The following is a 20424-nucleotide window of genomic DNA, read 5'->3' on the forward strand; positions in this document are numbered from 1 at the left end:
ATTGGTCGGATGTGTTGTGGCATCAAGCAAAACGCTTTGGGGTGTTGGCTCGCCATATTTGCATTTATTCACAAGGAAACTATCAATGACAATAACTAAAAATATTCACCCTACACGGACTTTAATCGCACTATCTGTTGCCGCCTGTTTAGCTGGGTGCGGTGACAATGACAATGACTTTTCAGATGTACAAGACGGCAGCACTCCAGTGTCCCCGCCACCCGTTGTAACCGCACCTACACCTGTTCCTGCGTTTGACACCGATGGTTCATTAACGGCTGACATTACGTGGACAACCTATGGCGTACCTCACGTCAAAGCCGATAACCTTGAAAGCATGGCCTATGGAGTTGGTTATGCATTTGCCAGAGACAATATGTGCGTGCTGGCAGACCAAATTTTGAAATACAATTCTGAGCGAGCCAAGTACTTTGGCCCCGATATGCAGCCTGGTAGTGGTGATTCAGAGCACCTTATCAACGACTTTGGCTTTCTTACATTAGGTATTCGTGACCTAGCAGAAGACAACTTGCCTCGTTTGTCTGCCAATTCTAGAGCTATGTTTCAAGGCTACACAGCGGGTTATAACCGTTATTTAGACGAAACGCCTGTAGCAGAACAGGATCAAAGCTGTGCAGGCCAGCCTTGGGTACAACCCATTGATAGCGTAGATTTACTGACCTATTCTTTAGGTGTGGCGCTATTGCCAGGTGCTGCCAACTTTTTAGGCCCCATGTTTTTAGCCGCGCCTGAAGGTGAGAATTACCTCCCAACCCCAGCGCCAACCGCAGCTTCAGGTCAAACTGCAAGTGCTCAAGCGCAAACACCATCAAATGCCGAAAATACGCCAACGACAGCATTTAAAATGAACCCATCGATCACTTTACCGGAAAGAAACCCACAAGAAATGGGGTCAAACGGGTGGGGGCTGGGTAGCGATAAAACTACTAACGGTAAAGGGATTGTTTTAGGTAACCCCCATTTTCCTCACACCGGTAATTTACGCTTTTGGAACTTCCATGCGCAAATTCCCGATTATCTAAATGTTACGGGGAGTTCCTTAATGGGCCTTCCAGGTGCAGTCAACATTGGGTTTAACGAAAACGTAGCGTGGACACACACGTTCTCTACAGCAGAGCACTTTGTGGTTTATCAACTTAGTTTAGATGAAGATGATGCGTCGGGAATGAGTCATATAGTCGATGGCAACAAGCGCATTATTTATGAAAAACCACTGCAGATAGAAGTTGCTGTTGGCGGTGGACAAACTATTGCGCTTAATAAAACGTCTTATTACACCAACTATGGTCCAATGATAGAAGTGCCTGGAAATTTTGGCTGGGACAACGAAACTGCATTTGCCATTAAAGACGCCAACCTGCCTAATTTTGATGTTGTCGATCACTGGTTAGCCATGAATATGGCTTCTTCGATGGACGAGTTCAAGCAAGCGTTTAAAGATTATGATGGTGTTATCTTTAACAATACGATGGCAGCCTCAAGTGATGGCCAAGTGTTTTACATTGATGATTCAACAGTACCGAATTTGACTGAAACAGCTATCAATGAATTAACGACAAACCCACTGCTAATACAAACTAAGGCTGCAGCGGGCTTTACCGTGTTGCCTGGGTTTATTTCACAGTTCGATTTTGATGGCCCTGTACCTTATGAGGAAGCGCCAAAATACGAGGGGACAGATTCGGTACAAAACTCTAACGATAGCTTTTGGCTAACTAACCTGTCTTCACCAATAACGGGTGTAAACCCACTATATGGTAATACTGAGAATCAACAATCTCTGCGCTCTAGAATGGGCCAGAAGTTTATCGAGACTGAGGCTGGAAGTGATGAGACCTTCACCCCCGAAGAAGTTGAGGAGCTTTTATTAAATAACCGCAGTTATCTTGCTGAAGACATTTTACCGAGCCTACTACAAGCATGTACTGAACAAGGTGATACGCCGGTAAATGTTGACGGTACAGACGTAGATATCTCGGCTGCCTGTGATGCCCTTGGTGCGTGGGATAGTACAATGAACACCTCTAGCGTTGGCGCACATGTGTTTAGAGAATTTGCATTCCAGTTTAATCAAAACCCACAGTGGGAAGTGCCTTTCTCTCTTGAGTCTCCTGTTACAACGCCTACAGGCTTAGTTCAAAACGACACCACCATGCAACAATTAGCAAAAGCGGTTCAGGTTATTGAACAAGCGGGTGTTGAATTTGATGCTACCCTAGGTGAAGTTCAATTTGTTGAGCGTAGCTTACCGAGTGGTGCTGCAAGTGGTGAAAAACTACCTTGGGGTGGTGCACACAATATCGAAGGTGGTTTCAATGTGTTTGATAGCATTCGAGGCCGTGATGAGACCTTGCTGTCAAGACACCGTTATGAGCCGGTGAGCAACAACACCATCATGAGTGCAGAGGCTGGCGGGTATCATATTAACTATGGAACAAGCTGGGCTATGGTGATCAGTTTTACTGAAGAAGGACCACAAGGGCGCGGAATATTAACGTATTCACAATCTCGCCAATTCGACAGTGAACACTTCTTAGATCAAACCAGATTGTATTCTGACCAACCTACATTGAGAGATATTTATTTCACAGATGAAGATATTGAAGCAAATACCATTGAGAAGATTACGCTATCGTCACAATAGGGCTATCGACAGAATAAGGCTATCGTCAGAACGAACGAGGGCTGGTATTATATTGCGCTAATATGTATAGCAAATAACGTAGTACACGTTACATAATACCAACAGTCGATAGGAAGAATGGGGTAGCGCACTTGTAGTTTTAGTATGCGTACCCATTTTATCTTTGCTTGTAAGGGTTTGAAGTGTTCAAACCCTTTATTTTTTTACTAGGAGTAAGATTTGGAGTTTTTGTACGAATATGGCTTGTTTGTAGCCAAAGCGGTTACCTTGGTGGTTGCGTTTGTGGTTGTTGTTGCAACCATTGTTGGCGTAGCAAATAAGCAAAAACACGGTAAAGGGCAGTTAGAGATTACCTCAATCTCAGATCAGCTAAAGGACATTACGCAATACGCTAAGCAAGTACTGCTAGACAAAAACTCGGCGAAAAAACTAGCGAAAGAACAAAAGAAAGAAGAAAAAGCGAAAGGCAAGCAGAAGAACGACGATCCGAAGCCGCCTAGATTGTATGTCATCGACTTTAAAGGTTCGATGGATGCAGGCGAGGTGGATAATCTAAGAGAAGAAATTACCGCAATTTTGTGTGTTGCAGATAAAGATGATGAAGTCCTAGTGCGTCTTGAAAGTGGCGGCGGTGTTGTTCATGGTTATGGGCTTGCTGCTTCACAGCTTCAGCGCATAAAACAAAAAGGGCTTAAACTGACCGTGTCGGTTGATAAAGTAGCAGCAAGCGGCGGCTATATGATGGCCTGCGTTGCTGATAAGCTTCTCGCCTCTCAGTTTGCTTATATTGGCAGCATTGGTGTGTTGGCGCAGCTTCCAAACTTTCATAAGCTATTAAAGAAAAACGACATAGAGTTTGAGCAACATACCGCGGGTGAGTTTAAAAGAACCCTAACGGTGTTTGGTGAAAATAACGATGAAGGCCGCGCTAAGTTCAAAGAAGAAATTGAAGAAATTCATGTGTTGTTCAAAGACTTTGTCCATAGCCAGCGACCAGATATGAACATCGACCGTGTAGCGACAGGTGAGTATTGGCCTGGTACTAAAGCCAAAGAGCTTGGTTTAATCGATGATATTACAACCTCTGACGACTACATCTTATCTCATTACCCTGAACGAGAAATTTTTAGTGTTAAGTATTCAGTGAAAAAGAATGTGGCTGAAAAACTTGGTATGTCGGCAGCGTCAGTGGTTGAACGTGTAATCATGAAATCGTGGAGTAAAGCCAGACACTGGTTTTAATCTACATGTGAAAGCGGGGCAGTGATTGCCCCACTTTACGAGCAAAATAAGAAAGAAAAAATGGCACGGCAAACGAAAAACGACATTCTCGATGCAGCAGAGTGTTTGTTCTCCCAAAATGGCTTTTCACACACTTCAATGCGAGAAATAACCACGCGGGCAGGGGTTAACCTTGCGTCGGTCAACTACCATTACGGCAGTAAAAAAAATCTTATTCAGGCTGTTTTCAAACGCTATTTTGACCAACTTATGCCCCATATCGACACCTGCCTAGACTCTTTTGAATCTTCTAAAGGAGCACAAGGCGTCGAAGAGCTGCTTTACACACTTATTCCACCTATGCTTGAGCTTAATACCGTGACTGAACACGGCACAGCTAACTTCGTTAAACTACTCGGTAGAGGGTACAACGAGACTCAAGGCCATTTACGACGTTTTATTATGACAGACTATGGCGAAACGGTACGAGCACTGGTTAGTGCTATTCAACACTGTTTACCGCACGTGCCTGAGGAAGAGCTATTTTGGCGTTTGCATTTCGCCATAGGCAGCTTCGTCTTTTCCATGGCATCAAGTCAAGCACTCACCGAAATCGCCGAATCTGATTTTCAAAAGCACGTTGATATCAGAGAAGTTATTGCGCATTTAGTCCCCTTTGTAGCGCAAGGTCTAGCGGGCAGGTAGCCAAAATTATGCGCAAGGCTTAGCGGTAAAACAACCACGAACAGCTAGCCGAAATCTAACGAGGTTGTGTAGAGCCCGGAGCCTCAGCATTTAGTTTGTCTGCCCAATACTGTTTTACTGAGAAGCCGCTTTCCTGCGGTTTTGTCTTAGCCACATTCTTAGGTCTAGTTTTATAAGTAGTTTTAGGCGGAGTTTCAGACATAGCCTTTTTTGTCGCTTTCGGTGTGGAGGGTGTTTTACTTCCACCTTCTAGCAACGCTGCAGTCATATCTTGAACCTGTGCCAGCCTCACATTTTTGCCACCATCGACGCTGTACCAGCCACTCTTGGCTTGGATATCCGGTTGTTTACCGTTTGCTTTAGTGTAGGCGTGAATAAATTCTTCTAAAACGTCGTTTTTATCAGGTTTTGCCATAATTTTCCCGTTCTTATTTTGTTACTTTTTTTGTTACCATGTCGTTTTGTTTGAGACCTTGTTTTGTATCTGTGCCTTCGTCTTTGCCAAAAAAAGCTTAACAGCAAAAGCACCAATGCAGAGTATAAAAAATTGCTCACGGCTTTTATAACGTTTTTTTTACATTCTGTCTAATTTTCAAGCTAATGCTTCAAAGGAGTTCACGTGTCGGTTACTAATCAAGCGCTTAAAACATATCTAGACGGGTTACTTAGAGCTAATGAGATAAGCGATTACTGCCCAAATGGCCTTCAAGTTGAGGGCGCTAGAGAAATTACAAAACTAGTCACGGGAGTTACTGCATCGAAAGCGCTTATTGATGAAGCTATTAAACGAAATGCCGATGGCATTGTGGTGCACCACGGCTATTTTTGGAAAGGCGAGTCTCAAACCATTACCGGCATGAAAAAGCAGCGATTAAAGGCGTTGATTGAAAACGACATTAACCTGTATGCCTACCATTTACCCTTAGACGTTCACCCCGAGCTTGGCAACAATCGTCAGCTAGCGGACCTATTGGGGATAGAAAATATTGCAGCCGTGGCGTCAGTCAAACCTACCGGTGTTTTAATGCAGGGGGAGTTTGAGACTGCGCTCTCATCAGGAGCGTTACGTGATGCATTGGGCTCCCTGTTATCAAGGTCTATTTTGCTTGAGGGCGGTGAAGCAAAACCGATAAAAACGCTAGCCTGGTGCACTGGTGGCGGGCAGGGCTTTATAGAGCAAGCTGTGGAATTAGGTGTTGATGCATTCATTACTGGAGAAGTGTCCGAACAAACTATCCATACGGCACGAGAGATGGATATTGCCTTTTTTGCTGCCGGTCACCACGCTACAGAGCGATACGGTGCAAAAGCGCTGGGAGAACACATCGAGTCTCATTTCGATGTACCCGTAGAGTTTGTCGATATAGACAATCCAGCTTAATTATCTCCTTACAGGATGTGAACTCACACTATGATTGATGACCATATTTTTGACGGCATCGCTGATAAGTTTGCCAAAAATATTTACGGGACTACCAAGGGAAAGCTTCGCCATACCTTGCTTTGTGACGTGTTAGATAGCCACCTTACTGCCAATAGTACGGTACTTGAAATAGGCGGCGGCACGGGTGTAATGGCAGCGCACTTAGCCGCATTGGGGCATAGCGTTGTGTTAACCGATGCTTCTAACGATGTACTTCAACAGGCAGCAGACCTACTTTCTCAAAGTAGCAATGAGGCCATTCGAGATAACATTGAGATAAGGCAAGAATTTCTTCAGGAGATAACCGATTTTGAACGCTTCAATGTTGTTATTTGCCATGCCGTATTGGAATGGTTAGATAACCCCTATGAGGCGTTATCCTCTATCTATAATCGTATGAAGCCTAGGACGATAATGAGTTTGAGCTTCTTTAATCATGACGCTAATTTATTCGCCAATGCGATTTATGGCAATTTTGATTACATTGAAAAAGGCATGAAAGCTAAAAAGCAGGTTCGATTAAATCCAAAGCAGCCTCTTTCTGCAGTGAAGGTACTTAACTACTGCGAATCACTTGGTTTCACTGTATTGGATAAAGCGGGTATTCGATGCTTTCATGACTATATGCGCGACATCTCTCACCAAACAACTAAGTATGATGACTTGCTGGCCTTAGAGAGGAAATACCACAAATCTGACCCCTATATGTGGCTGGGCAAATACTTTCAGCTTATTGTAGAAAAGTGATATCGCGCTTCGATTATCAATAACTAACAACCACTAACTAGCAACCACTCACCGCTAGCCACTAGACGATATTATTCAATTTCATTTTTCACCTGTCCCCAGACCAAAAATGAGAATATCAATGTGCCACCAACTACATTGCCCAAAAATACGGGAAGAAAAAATCCAAATGTGGCATCCATCAACCCAAGTTTCCCAAGCCACATGAGATAGGCCATCTCAACGGAGCCTGCCACAATGTGGGTAAAGTCTCCCGCAGCGATTAACCATGTGAACACCAGAATAATCATAAAGGCTGATGACTCGGATTGGGGGATCATCCAAACGATCGCTGCGATAAGGATCCCTGCGGGGATGGCCTTGTAAAAACTATCTAAGGGGGGCATGAAAACAGCGTGTTCGCTCAAAGAGAGCATGGCTGGCGCCACATCTTCAGGTAATGCCGGTGTAAACACATACAGCGCCGTTATCAAAAAAGCGCCAATCACATTTGCTGCCAACACAATGCTCCACAGTTTTGCCACGCAGAACAAGTTTTTCTTTTTAAAATCTTCTATGAGTGGGAGAACGGTCGTTATTGTATTTTCGGTGAATAATTGCATTCGGCCCAATATCACCAGCATGAAACCAAGGCTATACCCAATGTTTTCAATTAAATAAGCATAAGGCGCATCGGGCAGATACGTGCGAAGAATTGCTTCTCCAAGCACTGAAAATGAAATTAAGATACCGGCGGCTATTCCCGACCATAACAAGCTTTGAGTCGGTCTAGTGAGTTCCTCTTGCCCTGCTTGTTTTATGGCTTCATAAACAATACGGGATTTTGGCTGTGACAAATCTTCTACTTCACGAGCCATTTTATTGCTCTGGGGATCCTTGCTCTCAGAATGTTTGTTTTCAGAGTTTTTACGTTGTTCTGTTTCTTCCGACATAGCTTGTCAATCACTCCGCTTGAATATACAGCCCGACTGCGCTGTCGATGTCCATCTTCGAACACAAGATGCTCGTACAATATGCACGGCGCATGCAAAGCGAATTGGTACTGGTATCAACGATAGTTAACAGCGTGTCATTTAAACTTTATCTGGGCGATAACGGATCATCCGGGTTTTTGTTCTTTACCAGAATATAGTTGCCAGAAAATCAGGTCTTTAACTCATCGATTCAAAATGTAATTTGACGGCAATCCAAGTTTAAAAATACAATACTGTATATGTGTACAGTATTGTGGTTTTTATGAAAGTTATACCTATCAAAGCACAAGCAGGATTAGTGGGGTTCGAAAGCCCTGCTGCAGAATACATAGAGATGGAGTTAAGCCTAGACGAGTTACTCATCGATAAACCCTCCGCTACGTGGATTGGTGTCGCTCAGGGCACCTCAATGGAGCTAGACGGTATCTTTGATGGGGATGTGCTCATCATTTCACGAGCGGAACAGGTTAAACACATGTCTATTATCGTTGCGGTACTTAATGGCGTGTTTTGCTGTAAACGGCTAGACATGGAGCGTCGTGCGTTACTCTCTGCACAATCTGACGCCTTACCGTATTTTATACAAGAGGGCGATGACTTTTCACTTGAAGGGGTAGTCACTCGTTCAGTGAGAATTCACGTGCCACTTAACAAGAAGGTAGGCGCCTAGTGTTCTTTTTATGCGACGCGTCGGGGTTTTATTCATCAGCAGAAAAAGTGATGCGGCCAGACCTGCGTAAAAAGCCAGTGATCACCCTTAGCAATAACGATGGCTGTGTGGTGGCAGTGTGTCCCATAGCGAAACGATTAGGCATTAAGAAATTCGTACCTTATTTTCAGGTAAAAGACGTCGTCGAAAAATACGGCGTAACGGTAACGAGTTCAAACTATGAGCTGTATCACTCTCTGAGTACCAAAATGATGGACACCATCGGCCAATTCGCCGATGACGTATACGTGTATTCCATAGACGAAGTGTTTGCGCGCTTTAACACTGCGCTTTCTCACGAAAGTTGGATGGCGCTAGGCCGTGAAATCAGAAAAACGGTATGGAAAGAGGTGAGATTACCTGTAGGCGCAGGGGGAGGATTAACCCCCACATTAGCCAAAGCAGCCAGCCACGCTGGTAAGCGACTGCCTGGGTACAATGGTGTCGCAGTTATTCACAGCGAGCAAGAGCGGGTCAATATCTTAGAGCAGATGGATGTTACGGATGTGTGGGGGGTAGGTCGCCGTTTAGGACAAAAGCTAAGAACCCTTGGAATTAACAAAGCGCTTCAACTGTCCCAGCAGTCACCGGCGCGGATAAGAAAGCAATTTTCAATTATATTAGAAAACACGGTGAGAGAACTCAATGGCGAGCTTCGTATACACTGGGATGATGTGAGGCCTGATAAACAACAGATTTACAGTACCCGTACTTTTGGTACACGGGTGACAACTAAAGCGGAATTACACAAGGCGATTACAGGGCATTGCGAAAGCGCAATGCGTAAACTGCGTAAGCAGCGTGGGTTAACAAAGGCTATCACTGTCTTTGCATCAAATTCGCCCCATGATGACGCGCGCTATTACAGGAAGTCGGTGTATCACCAGTTTGCCATACCCACTATGGACACCCGTATAGTCACTAACGCTATCCCGGCCGTTATAGATAAAATTTACAAGCCGGGTATTTGTTTTTATCGCTGTGGCGTGGGCCTTGTCGAGATTTTATCCGCAGCTAATTATCAGGCTGACCTTTTTGCCGAAAACAAAGATAACCCTAAATTGATGAATGTGCTTGACGCTGTCAATGATAGGTATGGTAAAAGCACCCTTCAAATTGCATCAAAGGGTTTCACTAAAACTCATGAAATGAAACGACAGTTTATCACTCAACGAGCGACCACCCGATGGAGTGATATACCCACTATTCAATGTTGAACCACAGTTGATGGTAAAGCTTGATGGTAAAGCGCGGCTCATAAAAACTCAGCAATCTGTTTTATTCATATCTCGCGTACTGAAACACGCAACGCGTATTGTTTCGCTATTATTCATGCGTTCCCTTGGCGCTATTCATCAGAAGTTTTTAAGAAAGGAGCTCATTTTAAAAAAAGGAGCTCTTTTTCAAAAAAGAGCTATGGAAGTAACTTTACGATATCTTTTTCGATATCTTCAGGCTTCATGGTTGGCGCGTAGCGCTTTATTACATCGCCTTTATCACTTACCAAAAACTTAGTGAAATTCCATTTAATGCGTTTAGTGCCAAGTAAGCCGGGCGCTTTATTTTTTAATTCGGTGAAAAGTGGGCTCTCATTGTCGCCATTAACCTCAATTTTTTTAAATAAGGGAAAAGACACGCCAAAGTTCATTTCGCAAAATTGCGCAATTTCATCATCGTTACCTGGCTCCTGATGGCCAAACTGATCACAGGGAAACCCCAGTACTTCAAAACCTCTGTCTTTGTATTTTTTATACAGTGACTCAAGGCCTTTATACTGTGGAGTAAAACCGCATTTGCTAGCGGTATTAACAATAAGCAGTGTTTTTCCCTCATAGTGCTCAAGGGCAATAGCGTCTCCGGTATTACTTGCTACAGTGTGCTGATAAATAGTCAATTTCTTTCCTTTATATTTTTGTTAGTGTGAATTCTGATATTCTATTCGCCAAAAGAAGCTTAGCTTCTACTGTAAACAACAAGAGAGTATTTTGCATGTCAGATTTAAACGTAAGCTTTTTAGGACTAGGTGTTATGGGATTTCCTATGGCCGGACACTTAGCAAATGCAGGCTACAAGGTCACAGTTTACAATCGAACGTCATCAAAAGCACAGCAGTGGTTATCAACCTATTCAGGCGTTGCGCAAACAAATGCCATAGCGAAAACCCCTGAGGAAGCTGCCGAAGGTGCAGATATTGTTTTTATGTGTGTGGGTGACGACAATGACGTTAGAGAAATAGGTACCCGTGCACTTAGTAGAATGAAATCTGATGCGGTGTTAGTTGACCATACTACCGCCTCAGCTGATATTGCGAGAGAGCTAGATGCCGCATGCCGAAAGCAAAAGGTACACTTTTTGGATGCGCCGGTTTCTGGTGGGCAGGCAGGGGCTGAAAATGGACAACTCACCATCATGGTGGGTGGAGAAGAAGCAAGCTTTCATCGCATTCAGCCAGTAATCAAAAATTATGCTCGCCACAGTCAGCTTCTTGGAAAGTGTGGTAGCGGTCAACTTGCAAAAATGATGAACCAAATTTGTATCGCCGGTATTGTTCAGGGGCTATCTGAAGCATTACATTTTGGCCAAAAGGCCGGTCTCGACTGTAACGCGGTTATCGATGTTATTAGCAAAGGCGCGGCGCAGTCGTGGCAAATGGAAAATCGCGCTAGCACTATGTTATCTAACACCTACGATTTTGGTTTTGCCGTTGACTGGATGCGCAAAGATTTGGGCATAGCGTTAGATGAAGCAAAACGTAATGGCTCGACTCTCGCGCTAACCGCATTGGTAGATCAATATTACGCCGATGTGCAGAAATTGGGTGGCAGTAGATGGGACACTTCAAGTTTGCTGACACGCCTAAAGTAAGTTTATAAACACCGTACTTGAGATTGCTAGCTGTTTGCCCTCACAGACAAGGTGAGCTGGGCGAGTCGCGCCGTGTTTGACTCGCTAAGGGCAAGCTCAGAAAGCGTATCTAGCAATTGGTGAATATTAAATCGTCGGTATACGGCAGTATCGGCTTCAATCATACATTGTAGTAGGTTGAGGCCGAATGCAGCAGTAGCAGGCGACAGTTGAAATGCATCATAAAAGTGCTTCATCGCCTGAGCGTATAAACCGTCAATGAAAAGTTGGGTGCCGGTATCGTTTATCGCTACTGCATGCTCATGATTAAGACCGAGGCGTTCACCTCCTGAAAAAATTGACTCCTCGTTCATCACCTGCTCAGAAATGCCCTGAATGTCGCTGTTTTTTTGTTTTGCCATCAGTAACAATTCGCCGGCGCGACGCTCATCTCCCAAACTGTGATGTACTTTTGCTGCGATAACCAGCATAGAAGGCTCGGTTCGTAGGTGGTTATCCATATAGTCAGGCTCAAGGAAATAAGCCGCTTTGTCTAAATCCCCATCAAGTACCGATGAAAAGGCAAGTAGGTAGTCTCGCTTTTGTAGCGTTTGAGCGTCTGCCTGGTTTCGACCGGCAATACCAACCAGCTTGCGAGCTTGAGATAAGCTTTCTTTCCGATTGGTCTGCGGCGAATCCTCTGCAAGCAGTAAATAAAACTCCGCTAGCTCAAAAGTGAAATCGTTGAATCTATCTTTGGCAGACCTATGCAGAGCTCGCTTTTTTTGCAGCAGGTCGATAGCTTCTACCACCTTATCTTGCTTTTGAAACGCTAGGCTTTTGAGCTTGGCCGCGGGTAAGCTCAATTCACTAAACTTGATTTGTTCTAAGTATTTCTCAACATCCTCATAAGAGTGTTGTTCAAATGACAGAGACGCCAGCCATTCAAACGCTTCGTCTCTGGCTAAGCTAGAGTTTACCATTAAGCTGAGCTGTTCTTTGCACTGCGGCCATTGACCAGCCGCATACTGGCATTTTATTTTTCCCCATTGTGCCCACAAGACTTTATCTGAGCGACTTAAAATATCGTCATAAATATTAAGCGCTCGTTGAACCTCACCATTATTGAATAATAATCGGGCGTACAACTTGCGAATATCTGAAACTAGGCGAGGGGGAATACCTTCTTTGATCTTAGTTCTTATAACACCTATCGCTCTTTCAAGCTGCTTATTATCAAGCGCTTCTAATACGTTTTTCACGAATTCGCGATAGTAGAGGTAATGTTTTATCTGACGGGAAAGGGATGCAATGGTGTAGGGCTTAATGAGCAGTACATCGGGCTGCAGGTCCATGATTCGACCGATGACCTGTGGAGAGCGATCTGATGTAAGAAAAATCACACCAGTACTGGGTTTGATAAAGCCTGCTTCTTTTAAACTTTGCAGCCACTCTACACCCGTTTTTCCCTCGCCCAGGTGATAATCCATGATGAGCAATTCAAAATTCTGTTTTCGCAAGGCGGCTTTGAGTTCTACCCCCGAGGTGTAGCTACTAACCGATAAATTCGCGATAGACATAACGTGACCGCGCAATGCTGTGCGGGCGGTGGCGTTGTCTTCAACAATAGCTGCTCGTAATTCCACAAAAACCAAGGTTAGTGATAACTCTGTAGCTAGCTTACCAGCGAAGGCTCAAAACTGCACGAAACAATAAAATCTTAGTATCCACATTCGCCAAAATTAAAGTTACACACTATCAGCAGCCTACTATCTGTATCCGTTCTGTTAAAAAAGCGGCTAATTTAACAGCTTGTGCAAGCGCGAATAAAACGACAACGAGTCGTTGAGGCATGACGGGCTTTTAAAGATGCGCATGACAAAGAACAGTAAGCATTAGCCCGCATTTTCGTCACATTTTATTTACGTCGTCGCAATTATAATTTAATTAATGTTTTACCTTTACGTTTACGTAAGGGGTAACTTTTAGTTATCGTGTTAATACAGTGTAAAGTCACAATAATGAAAGGCTATCCACATGAACTTTGAATTAAATGATGATCAACTGGCGTTTGAAGAAACAGCACGTCAGTTCGCACAACAAGAATTAGCACCACATGCTGCTATGTGGGATAAAGAGCACCACTTCCCAGTAGACGCCATTAAAAAAGCGGGCGAGCTTGGATTCTGCGGTTTATACACTCCAGAGGAAGCGGGTGGCCTAGGGCTTTCACGTTTAGACGCGTCAATTATTTTTGAGCAGCTATCGATGGGCTGTACAACTACCACTGCGATGCTCACCATACACAATATGGCCACGTGGATGATTGCGCTATGGGGTAGCGACGACATAAAAGCTCAATGGTGTGATGAGCTAGTCACCGGCGATAAGTTAGCTTCTTACTGTTTAACCGAGCCAGGCGCAGGTTCTGATGCCGCATCACTAAAAACTAAAGCCACAAAAACAGACGATGGTTATGTGCTTAATGGCGCTAAAGTATTCATTTCAGGCGCTGGTAGCACTGACGTATTGGTTGTTATGGCGCGAACGGGTGGCGACGGTCCTTCAGGTGTATCCGCTTTTGCCGTGCCGGCAGATAGCGACGGTATAATTTACGGAAAAGCCGAAGAAAAAATGGGCTGGAATGCTCAGCCAACACGAATGATCACCTTTGATAACGTAAGACTTCAAGACGCATGGCGACTTGGCGCCGAAGGTGAAGGGTTTAAAATGGCGATGCAGGGCCTTGACGGCGGTCGTATCAACATAGCAACCTGCTCAGTCGGTACTGCGCAACAGGCCTTGAATGTGGCAAGAGACTATATGAACGAACGAGAGCAGTTCGGCAAGACTATTGCAGGTTTCCAAGCGCTGCAGTTTAAACTAGCAGATATGGCAACAGAGCTTGTAGCCGCTCGCCAAATGGTGCGCATGGCCGCATGCAAGCTTGATAATAACGACGTGGATAAAACCACCTATTGTGCAATGGCGAAACGATTTGCTACTGACGTTGGTTTTAGTGTGTGCAATGATGCACTGCAGCTGCACGGTGGTTATGGGTATATTAAAGAGTATCCATTAGAGAGACATTTCCGTGACGTGCGAGTGCATCAAATTTTAGAGGGCACTAATGAAATCATGCGCGTTATTATTGGTAGACGTTTGTTAGCAGATGAACGCAGCATTCTCTAGCCTTTAATCAAAATTAAAAATCGAAAATCAAAAATCAGTTTTAGGAAGTCGCAATATGGACTCGGTTGTTATCAAAGAAGAACTTTCGGCTAAAAACGGAAGCCATGTTATTGGTCGGCTAACGCTGAACAAACCAAAAGCATTGAATGCGCTTGATTTAGACATGGCAACCATCATGCTGGATGCATTATTGTCGTGGCAAAGTAGAGATGACGTTGTCGCCGTTGTGATTGATGCAGCAGGTGATAAAGCCTTTTGCGCGGGTGGCGATATTGTGTCTATGTATCGCTCTATGGTCGAAGCCGAAGGTGGAGTTCCAGAGTTTTTGGAAACGTTCTTTAAAACAGAATACACCCTTGATTACACCATTCACAACTATGACAAACCCATCATTGTGTGGGGTGCTGGTATCGTGATGGGCGGTGGAATGGGGCTGCTGAGCGGCGCAAGCCACCGAGTTGTAACCGAAACATCACGCCTAGCTATGCCGGAGATAAGCATTGGTCTTTATCCAGATGTAGGGGGAAGTTACTTTCTACCCAGACTACCTGAAAAGACGGGGCTGTTTTTAGGACTCACTGGCGGACAGATGAATGGTACGGACGCTCGATTTGTTGGGCTAGGTGATGTGCTGGTGGCTTCAACTGAAAAAGATACAATGGTTGATAGCCTGTTGCAGCACTCATGGCAGCCAAATGATTTAGCAGGTCAGGTTTCTACGTTGCTAGGCGTGCTGAAGGAGCCCGAAGAGCTGCCTCAAGGCAACATAGAAAAACACAGCGACCTCATAAATTCACTTTGCCAAGGCGATAGCGCAGAAGAAGTGGTAAACGCTATATTGAATTGCGATATGCAGGGCGATAAATGGCTTAGCCGAGCTCAAACTACGTTACAAAAAGGCTCGCCTATTACCATGCACTTGGTGTTCGAGCAGTGTCGTCGCGGTGCTTCTATGACCCTCGCAGAGTGTTTTAAAATGGAGGTCAACATGTCATGCCGCTGCGGCGAAAGTGGCGAGTTTCAAGAGGGCGTTCGCGCCTTGTTGATAGATAAAGATATGTCACCTAAATGGAAATATGCATCTGTAGATAAAGTACCCGCAGAGGTTGTTGAGCATTTTTTCAGTTCACCATGGACAGAGGAAACTCATCCTTTAGCGTCTTTAGGAAAATAATTAGGTGTGAAAATCACTGACAGCAAACATGCGATTGCTGTCAGTGCATTCAGTTTGATAAACTTAATCTCATCGCAACCGACCTTAAGACCTCCGCTATGTGGCTATGCCCACTTTGTAAAACATCTGTCTCGCTACACGAAACTCCAATTCGATGCATTAATAACCATAGCTTTGATAAAGCGAAAGCGGGTTACATAAACTTATTACCCGTTCAGTTTAAAAAATCAAAAATGCCGGGCGATGACAAAGCAATGGTGAGGGCAAGAAGAGAGTTTCATCAGCAAAACGCGTATAGACCGTTAAAAGATAGAATGTGCGAACTTATCGGCCTTCACTTAAACCCAAAAATAAAAGAGCGTGGGCATGTCAATATCTACGATGCGGGATGCGGCGAGGGCAGTTATTTAAATGCCGTTGTAGCTGGTTTAAAAGAGAAAAGTTTTAAAAAGCACACGCTACAAAATCAGAGGTTAAGCGAGCAAGACTCACAAGCACAACCTATTGAAGTTACTGGTGCAGGCAGTGACATTTCCAAAATTGCCGTAGAGCTTGCCGCAAAGGCGTATAAACAACACACCTTTGTTGTAGCCAGCAGTTTCGACCTTCCATTGGAAGCTAACAGCCAAGATGTAGTGCTTCAAGTATTTGCACCTGGCAGCAACGACGAATACCAACGCATCCTCACACCAGAACACGGCTTGTTGATCACCGTAGACCCAGCGGAAGATCATTTATATGAAATAAAGCAGCGGGTTTATGATGCTCCAGAAAAGCATCAGCTCGACGTGAGTGGTCGTGAAGGGTTTACGTTATTAACTCGCGAGACACTGCGCTTTGAAATAACGCTTTTAAACAACGAGCATGCATTATCGCTAGTGAAAATGACGCCTTTTTATTGGAAGTTACCTCAAGACAGCATTACGGACATGGTAAATGCACTGACCACTGTGACCGCCCATTTTCACATTCAAGTGTGGGAAACGTGTGTATGAGCAAGCTTAAAGGCCTTTATTCTCATCAGAAGAACACTCAACAGAAGCACACTCAGCATAAAGCGTTGTTTTTAGACAGAGACGGCGTGATAAACGTCGACCATGGCTACGTGGGTCATTACGACAACTTTGATTACGTTGAAGGTATATTTGACGTGGTAAGAATGTATGCCTTAGCAAAGTATAAAATTGTTATTGTCACCAATCAAAGCGGCATCGCGAGAGGACGCTATACCGAAGCCGACTTTCATGTGTTGATGAATAGGGTAAAACAGGATTTTGCTGATAAGGGCGTGCCCGAGGTTGCTGTGTATTTTTGTCCTCATCACGTTGAGGGCAGCGTACCAGAGTATGTCATAAACTGCGCATGCAGGAAGCCAAAGCCAGGAATGTTACTGCAAGCGTCACAAGAGCTTGGCATAGCACTTTATGATAGCGTACTTATTGGTGATAGCTGGCGAGATATTGAGGCAGCACACGCGGCTGGCCTAAAGAAAAGTATCTACTTTTCTGAAAATGCCATACCCGCTGGCGCTAGTATAGAAGGTGTGCGTAAAGTTGAAGCCTTACAACAGCTTACTGCAATAGAGTGAGCGAGTGAAGAGAGCGGGTAAGGTGGAAAGTAAGTTATGCGTAACTTATTTTCCACCTTACTGGGTTTTATTTTAACGTAAACTGCTCATTCAGTACCGTTTGCTTAAAACGGCTTACTCAGTTCTGTGTAGAAAAGCGAGACAAGTGCTTTATCGCTTGGCTAAGCAAGTCTACATTCAATGCATCATTGCTACGCTTACCGGTAGCCATTTCTGTTATTTCGTAGCTACCGTTGCTTAATACGTCTGTACGTTTTCCCGCATGGAAAACGACAATGCGCTCTCCAGATGTACTGACTAACCAAGGTCGTGTTGGCGCTAGCAGACTTTGTCCCGTCGAATAAAAGGTACTGGGAGCATTGCAACCTAGTGCACTTAAGATGGTGGGTGCCAGGTCCTCGGTGCTCGCAACGTTCGCGCGTAGTGGCAGGTTGCTGTAGAGCACGCCTTTACTGTCATCACTTCCGTAGCCAGTCGCGACAATTACATCGTGTTGGCTTTGCATCGCATTCTCAATGTAATCCTCAATATCAACGCCGTCCATAAAGGCAATATGCAGGCCGTCATGCTCGTTTGATTGAGGCTGTTGGTAGCCGGATAGTTGCGACATTGGAAGGGGACTATCACTGTGAACCGAAACAGGCATACCAGAGCCTAAAGGTAGCGCTAACATGACGGGGCGCTTTTGCGACAGCGCGTCTTGATAAATTTCTGGAACACCAAATAAGGCCGTGGTCATTAAGCCTTCTAAACTGCTCGCTGTTGAGTAGTAATTATCAAGCCGGTTTAGGCGCAATGATGTGCTTAAATCATTAATCGCCACGTCATCAGTTTGCACTACCACCGTCAGGTTCTTGCTGGTGTCTACAGAACAATAAACCGGCTGTGCTGGATAGGTTGTGCTGTGGAACTCGGGGTTAAACTGCAGCTGCTTACGCTCTTCGTAAGCGGCAAGGTCTAATAATCCATAGCGAGACATGGTGGTTTTTGCCGTCGCTGGATAAGACAGCGGAAACATATTGTCTTGTTTGATGATGGGCTGATATAGCTTAGCATCCGCCCATACATGGACAGCATGGCTTGTGACAAAACAGGCTACAAAGAAGGTAGTAACCGGTACACCTATTTTATATTTTGCAAAACGCTCTACGCGTTTATAAATGGCATTTGCCAATACTAATTGAAAGCCAAGCCACACAATAAAGAGCAAAAACAAGAATCCCCACTGCTGCCAATTTTCTATCGCTATTTGAGACTGGGCTTCGCTGCGTAGTAAGTCTGCTGCGTGAAAGCTAATGTGGAAGCCCGTGCGATTGAACAGCAGCGCGTCAAACGCTAGTAAGGCAAGGCCTACGGCGGCAATGACAGACGCACTGGCTTTAATAACCCGGGAATTACTCACGAGATAACATAAAGGGAGTACAAAAATGACAAAGCCGAAAAAGGTCATGAAACTAATATGACCAAACCAGTTTGCCAGTAAAAATATCGTTCCCACACCAGTGCCGGGCATTGGAGAAGAAAAGACGAAAATAGATGCGATTACAATCGCAATAATTATATTCGCTAGGGCAAACCAATGCCCCCAATTCACTAGCTTTGTAACGCGCTGGCGGCGAGGAGATTCGGCAAGTATCATAGAACTACCTTATTACGCTTTGACACTTTTCTTCAACACGTCGGCAAATTGAGAAGCCATCGCTTCGCGGTTTTCTGCTTTAACTTGCGTATTCAAGATATGCGTAATGACATTGCCTAACACCATAAGTGAAAGATCGCGATTTGCACCACTTTCTTCAAGTGTTAATATTACCTTGTTCATCAGCGCTTCGAATTCGTCGTTGCTGTAACGGCTATTTTGGGGCATTGCTACGCCTCTTTTTTATGTTTTCTTTGATAAAAAGAATGGTTTTACTCGTAAAATGATTATAATCGTTGTTTGAGTGAGTACAATCATTCATTCTAAAAACCCACAATTCTTTGGGCATTTCATACACTTTTTAAGCAACAGGACACCCGATCAATTATGAGTGCACTGATTCACCACTTTGTTGTTCATCGTTTAATCGTTAACAAAGAAGAAAAAATTGAGGCTATTCCTCGCGATAAATGTTTAGCGGTTACCCCAGAAATAGAGTCACTCGCTCATCAAATTAATCACAGCTTTAATGCTAAACCTGGCAAGGGCGTTGGCCATTTTGTTTCAGAAGTGCCTCGCAGCGCCGATGCTAGCGATAGCGACGAAGACAGCTCACAAGAGAATACAGTACAAAACGTGTCAGGTTTCGCTGAGGGTTTAAAAAATTACCTAAGCGCACACAAAGCAGGGGGTGACAATGTGGAAGACGCATTTCACGATTTCTCTGTTAATGCCACTCATCGCCTGGTTAAAACCCTCACAGACACAGGGACGGTTGAAACGGGCTTTTTAATATTTTGTCAGTATGAGTACCTGTCTACCCAGTTTCTAATGATTGCGTTACTTAACACGCGCTCCCACGTTGAGGTTACTAATTCTCTGGACTTATCATCAAGAGAGCATCTCGATTTAGCGAGAATGCAGTTAGCCGTTCGTTTCGATTTAACGCAGTGGGACATTCAGCCTGACCAACAGCGTTACGTGAGCTTTATCAAAGGCCGAATGGGCCGCAAGGTATCAGACTTTTTCATGCAGTTTGTTGGCTGTGAAGAGCTTGTTGATGTAAAACAGCAAAATAAACAGCTTATCTCCTCGGTTGATGCTTATTTGGCGAGTGAATCTCTCGACCCACAAGAGCAGCACCAACATCGAGAGGAAGTAAAATCCTACTTTAAAGAGCAAATTGATGCTGGCGAAAGTTTATCGGTAGATGAATTGGCCAACCGCTTGCCTTCAAATGAAGAAACGAAGAATAATTTTGCCGCGTTTACCGACTCACTTGAAGTACCACTGGAAAAACAAATTCAGCCTGATCCAGCTGCGCTTAAACAGTTGGCGAAATTTACAGGTCAAGGCGGTGGTGTGTCGGTGAGCTTCGAACGCAAACTGATGGGGGATAGAGTGTTTTATGACCCTGCCACAGATACCCTAACTATTCGCGGAATTCCACCGAATTTAAAAGATCAGCTCAATCGCCAGTCCTCTATGGACTAATGACTGCGCTCAAGTGATAAAAAAAGTATACTAGCAACAGAAAATAAAC

At 44.4% G+C, this 20424-nt stretch carries 19 protein-coding genes; 13 read left to right on the forward strand and 6 right to left on the reverse strand.

Annotation, left to right across the window (positions count from 1 at the left end):
* The first annotated feature begins 85 nt into the window (after positions 1–85).
* The 3 genes from GTQ48_RS08385 (at position 86) to GTQ48_RS08395 (ending at position 4591) form a co-directional block, all read left to right on the forward strand.
* A complete protein-coding gene (locus GTQ48_RS08385) occupies positions 86–2665 on the forward strand; it encodes an acylase (protein WP_163106273.1) in 2580 nt (859 codons plus the stop codon).
* A gap of 219 nt (positions 2666–2884) precedes the next feature.
* Complete coding sequence (gene sohB / locus GTQ48_RS08390; RefSeq protein WP_163106275.1) at positions 2885–3907, forward strand: protease SohB; 1023 nt, start codon at positions 2885–2887, stop codon at positions 3905–3907.
* Positions 3908–3967: 60 nt separating this feature from the next.
* Complete coding sequence (locus GTQ48_RS08395) at positions 3968–4591, forward strand: TetR/AcrR family transcriptional regulator (protein WP_163106465.1); 624 nt, start codon at positions 3968–3970, stop codon at positions 4589–4591.
* A 55-nt stretch (positions 4592–4646) separates the two neighbouring features.
* Here the strand turns inward: GTQ48_RS08395 and GTQ48_RS08400 are convergent, their stop codons facing one another.
* Positions 4647–5006 carry a hypothetical protein gene (locus GTQ48_RS08400; RefSeq protein ID WP_163106277.1) on the reverse strand — a complete coding sequence of 120 codons (360 nt, stop codon included), beginning with the start codon at positions 5004–5006 and terminating at the stop codon, positions 4647–4649.
* 204 nt (positions 5007–5210) lie between these two features.
* Between GTQ48_RS08400 and GTQ48_RS08405 the strand changes: the two genes are divergently transcribed.
* Positions 5211–5972, forward strand: a complete 762-nt coding sequence (locus GTQ48_RS08405; RefSeq protein ID WP_163106279.1) for a Nif3-like dinuclear metal center hexameric protein — start codon at positions 5211–5213, stop codon at positions 5970–5972.
* A gap of 30 nt (positions 5973–6002) precedes the next feature.
* Complete coding sequence (locus GTQ48_RS08410) at positions 6003–6761, forward strand: methyltransferase domain-containing protein (protein WP_163106280.1); 759 nt, start codon at positions 6003–6005, stop codon at positions 6759–6761.
* Positions 6762–6832: 71 nt separating this feature from the next.
* On the opposite strand, the gene GTQ48_RS08415 is transcribed toward GTQ48_RS08410, so the two are convergent.
* Positions 6833–7693 (reverse strand): formate/nitrite transporter family protein, encoded by an 861-nt coding sequence (locus GTQ48_RS08415; protein ID WP_203565152.1) that lies wholly within the window; start codon positions 7691–7693, stop codon positions 6833–6835.
* Between the two features lie 304 nt (positions 7694–7997).
* Here GTQ48_RS08415 and GTQ48_RS08420 point away from each other — a divergent pair, with 304 nt between their 5' ends.
* Positions 7998–8405 carry a S24 family peptidase gene (locus tag GTQ48_RS08420; RefSeq protein WP_032094265.1) on the forward strand — a complete coding sequence of 136 codons (408 nt, stop codon included), beginning with the start codon at positions 7998–8000 and terminating at the stop codon, positions 8403–8405.
* Entirely contained in the window at positions 8405–9661 is a 1257-nt protein-coding gene (locus GTQ48_RS08425; protein WP_163106281.1) for a Y-family DNA polymerase, read from the forward strand. Before GTQ48_RS08420 ends, GTQ48_RS08425 begins: the two co-directional genes overlap by 1 nt.
* A gap of 197 nt (positions 9662–9858) precedes the next feature.
* On the opposite strand, the gene GTQ48_RS08430 is transcribed toward GTQ48_RS08425, so the two are convergent.
* Positions 9859–10338, reverse strand: a complete 480-nt coding sequence (locus GTQ48_RS08430; protein WP_163106282.1) for a glutathione peroxidase — start codon at positions 10336–10338, stop codon at positions 9859–9861.
* Between the two features lie 95 nt (positions 10339–10433).
* Here GTQ48_RS08430 and GTQ48_RS08435 point away from each other — a divergent pair, with 95 nt between their 5' ends.
* Positions 10434–11309: an NAD(P)-dependent oxidoreductase gene (locus tag GTQ48_RS08435; protein ID WP_163106283.1), complete on the forward strand. Its 876-nt coding sequence runs from the start codon at positions 10434–10436 to the stop codon at positions 11307–11309.
* A gap of 26 nt (positions 11310–11335) precedes the next feature.
* Here the strand turns inward: GTQ48_RS08435 and GTQ48_RS08440 are convergent, their stop codons facing one another.
* On the reverse strand, positions 11336–12916 hold the full coding sequence (locus GTQ48_RS08440) for a response regulator (RefSeq protein ID WP_338023304.1): 1581 nt from the start codon (positions 12914–12916) through the stop codon (positions 11336–11338).
* Between the two features lie 409 nt (positions 12917–13325).
* Between GTQ48_RS08440 and GTQ48_RS08445 the strand changes: the two genes are divergently transcribed.
* From GTQ48_RS08445 to GTQ48_RS08460, 4 genes are all read left to right on the forward strand, one after another.
* On the forward strand, positions 13326–14480 hold the full coding sequence (locus GTQ48_RS08445; RefSeq protein WP_163106285.1) for an acyl-CoA dehydrogenase family protein: 1155 nt from the start codon (positions 13326–13328) through the stop codon (positions 14478–14480).
* A 55-nt stretch (positions 14481–14535) separates the two neighbouring features.
* Entirely contained in the window at positions 14536–15654 is a 1119-nt protein-coding gene (locus GTQ48_RS08450) for an enoyl-CoA hydratase/isomerase family protein (RefSeq protein ID WP_163106286.1), read from the forward strand.
* A 98-nt stretch (positions 15655–15752) separates the two neighbouring features.
* Positions 15753–16649 (forward strand): putative RNA methyltransferase, encoded by an 897-nt coding sequence (locus tag GTQ48_RS08455; protein ID WP_163106287.1) that lies wholly within the window; start codon positions 15753–15755, stop codon positions 16647–16649.
* Positions 16646–17242 (forward strand): D-glycero-alpha-D-manno-heptose-1,7-bisphosphate 7-phosphatase, encoded by a 597-nt coding sequence (locus GTQ48_RS08460; protein WP_163106288.1) that lies wholly within the window; start codon positions 16646–16648, stop codon positions 17240–17242. The genes GTQ48_RS08455 and GTQ48_RS08460 overlap by 4 nt, the downstream gene beginning before the upstream one ends.
* Before the next feature lie 118 nt (positions 17243–17360).
* Here GTQ48_RS08460 and GTQ48_RS08465 read toward each other — a convergent pair whose 3' ends face one another.
* A complete protein-coding gene (locus GTQ48_RS08465) occupies positions 17361–18881 on the reverse strand; it encodes a DUF3413 domain-containing protein (RefSeq protein ID WP_163106289.1) in 1521 nt (506 codons plus the stop codon).
* Positions 18882–18893: 12 nt separating this feature from the next.
* Positions 18894–19109 carry a YejL family protein gene (locus GTQ48_RS08470; RefSeq protein ID WP_163106290.1) on the reverse strand — a complete coding sequence of 72 codons (216 nt, stop codon included), beginning with the start codon at positions 19107–19109 and terminating at the stop codon, positions 18894–18896.
* A gap of 159 nt (positions 19110–19268) precedes the next feature.
* On the opposite strand from GTQ48_RS08470, the gene yejK reads away from it, so the two are divergent.
* Positions 19269–20375, forward strand: coding sequence for a nucleoid-associated protein YejK (gene yejK / locus GTQ48_RS08475; RefSeq protein WP_163106291.1), 1107 nt, complete (start codon positions 19269–19271; stop codon positions 20373–20375).
* Positions 20376–20424 lie beyond the last annotated feature (49 nt).

The organism is Alteromonas genovensis, from assembly GCF_010500895.1.
Taxonomy (GTDB): domain Bacteria; phylum Pseudomonadota; class Gammaproteobacteria; order Enterobacterales; family Alteromonadaceae; genus Alteromonas; species Alteromonas genovensis.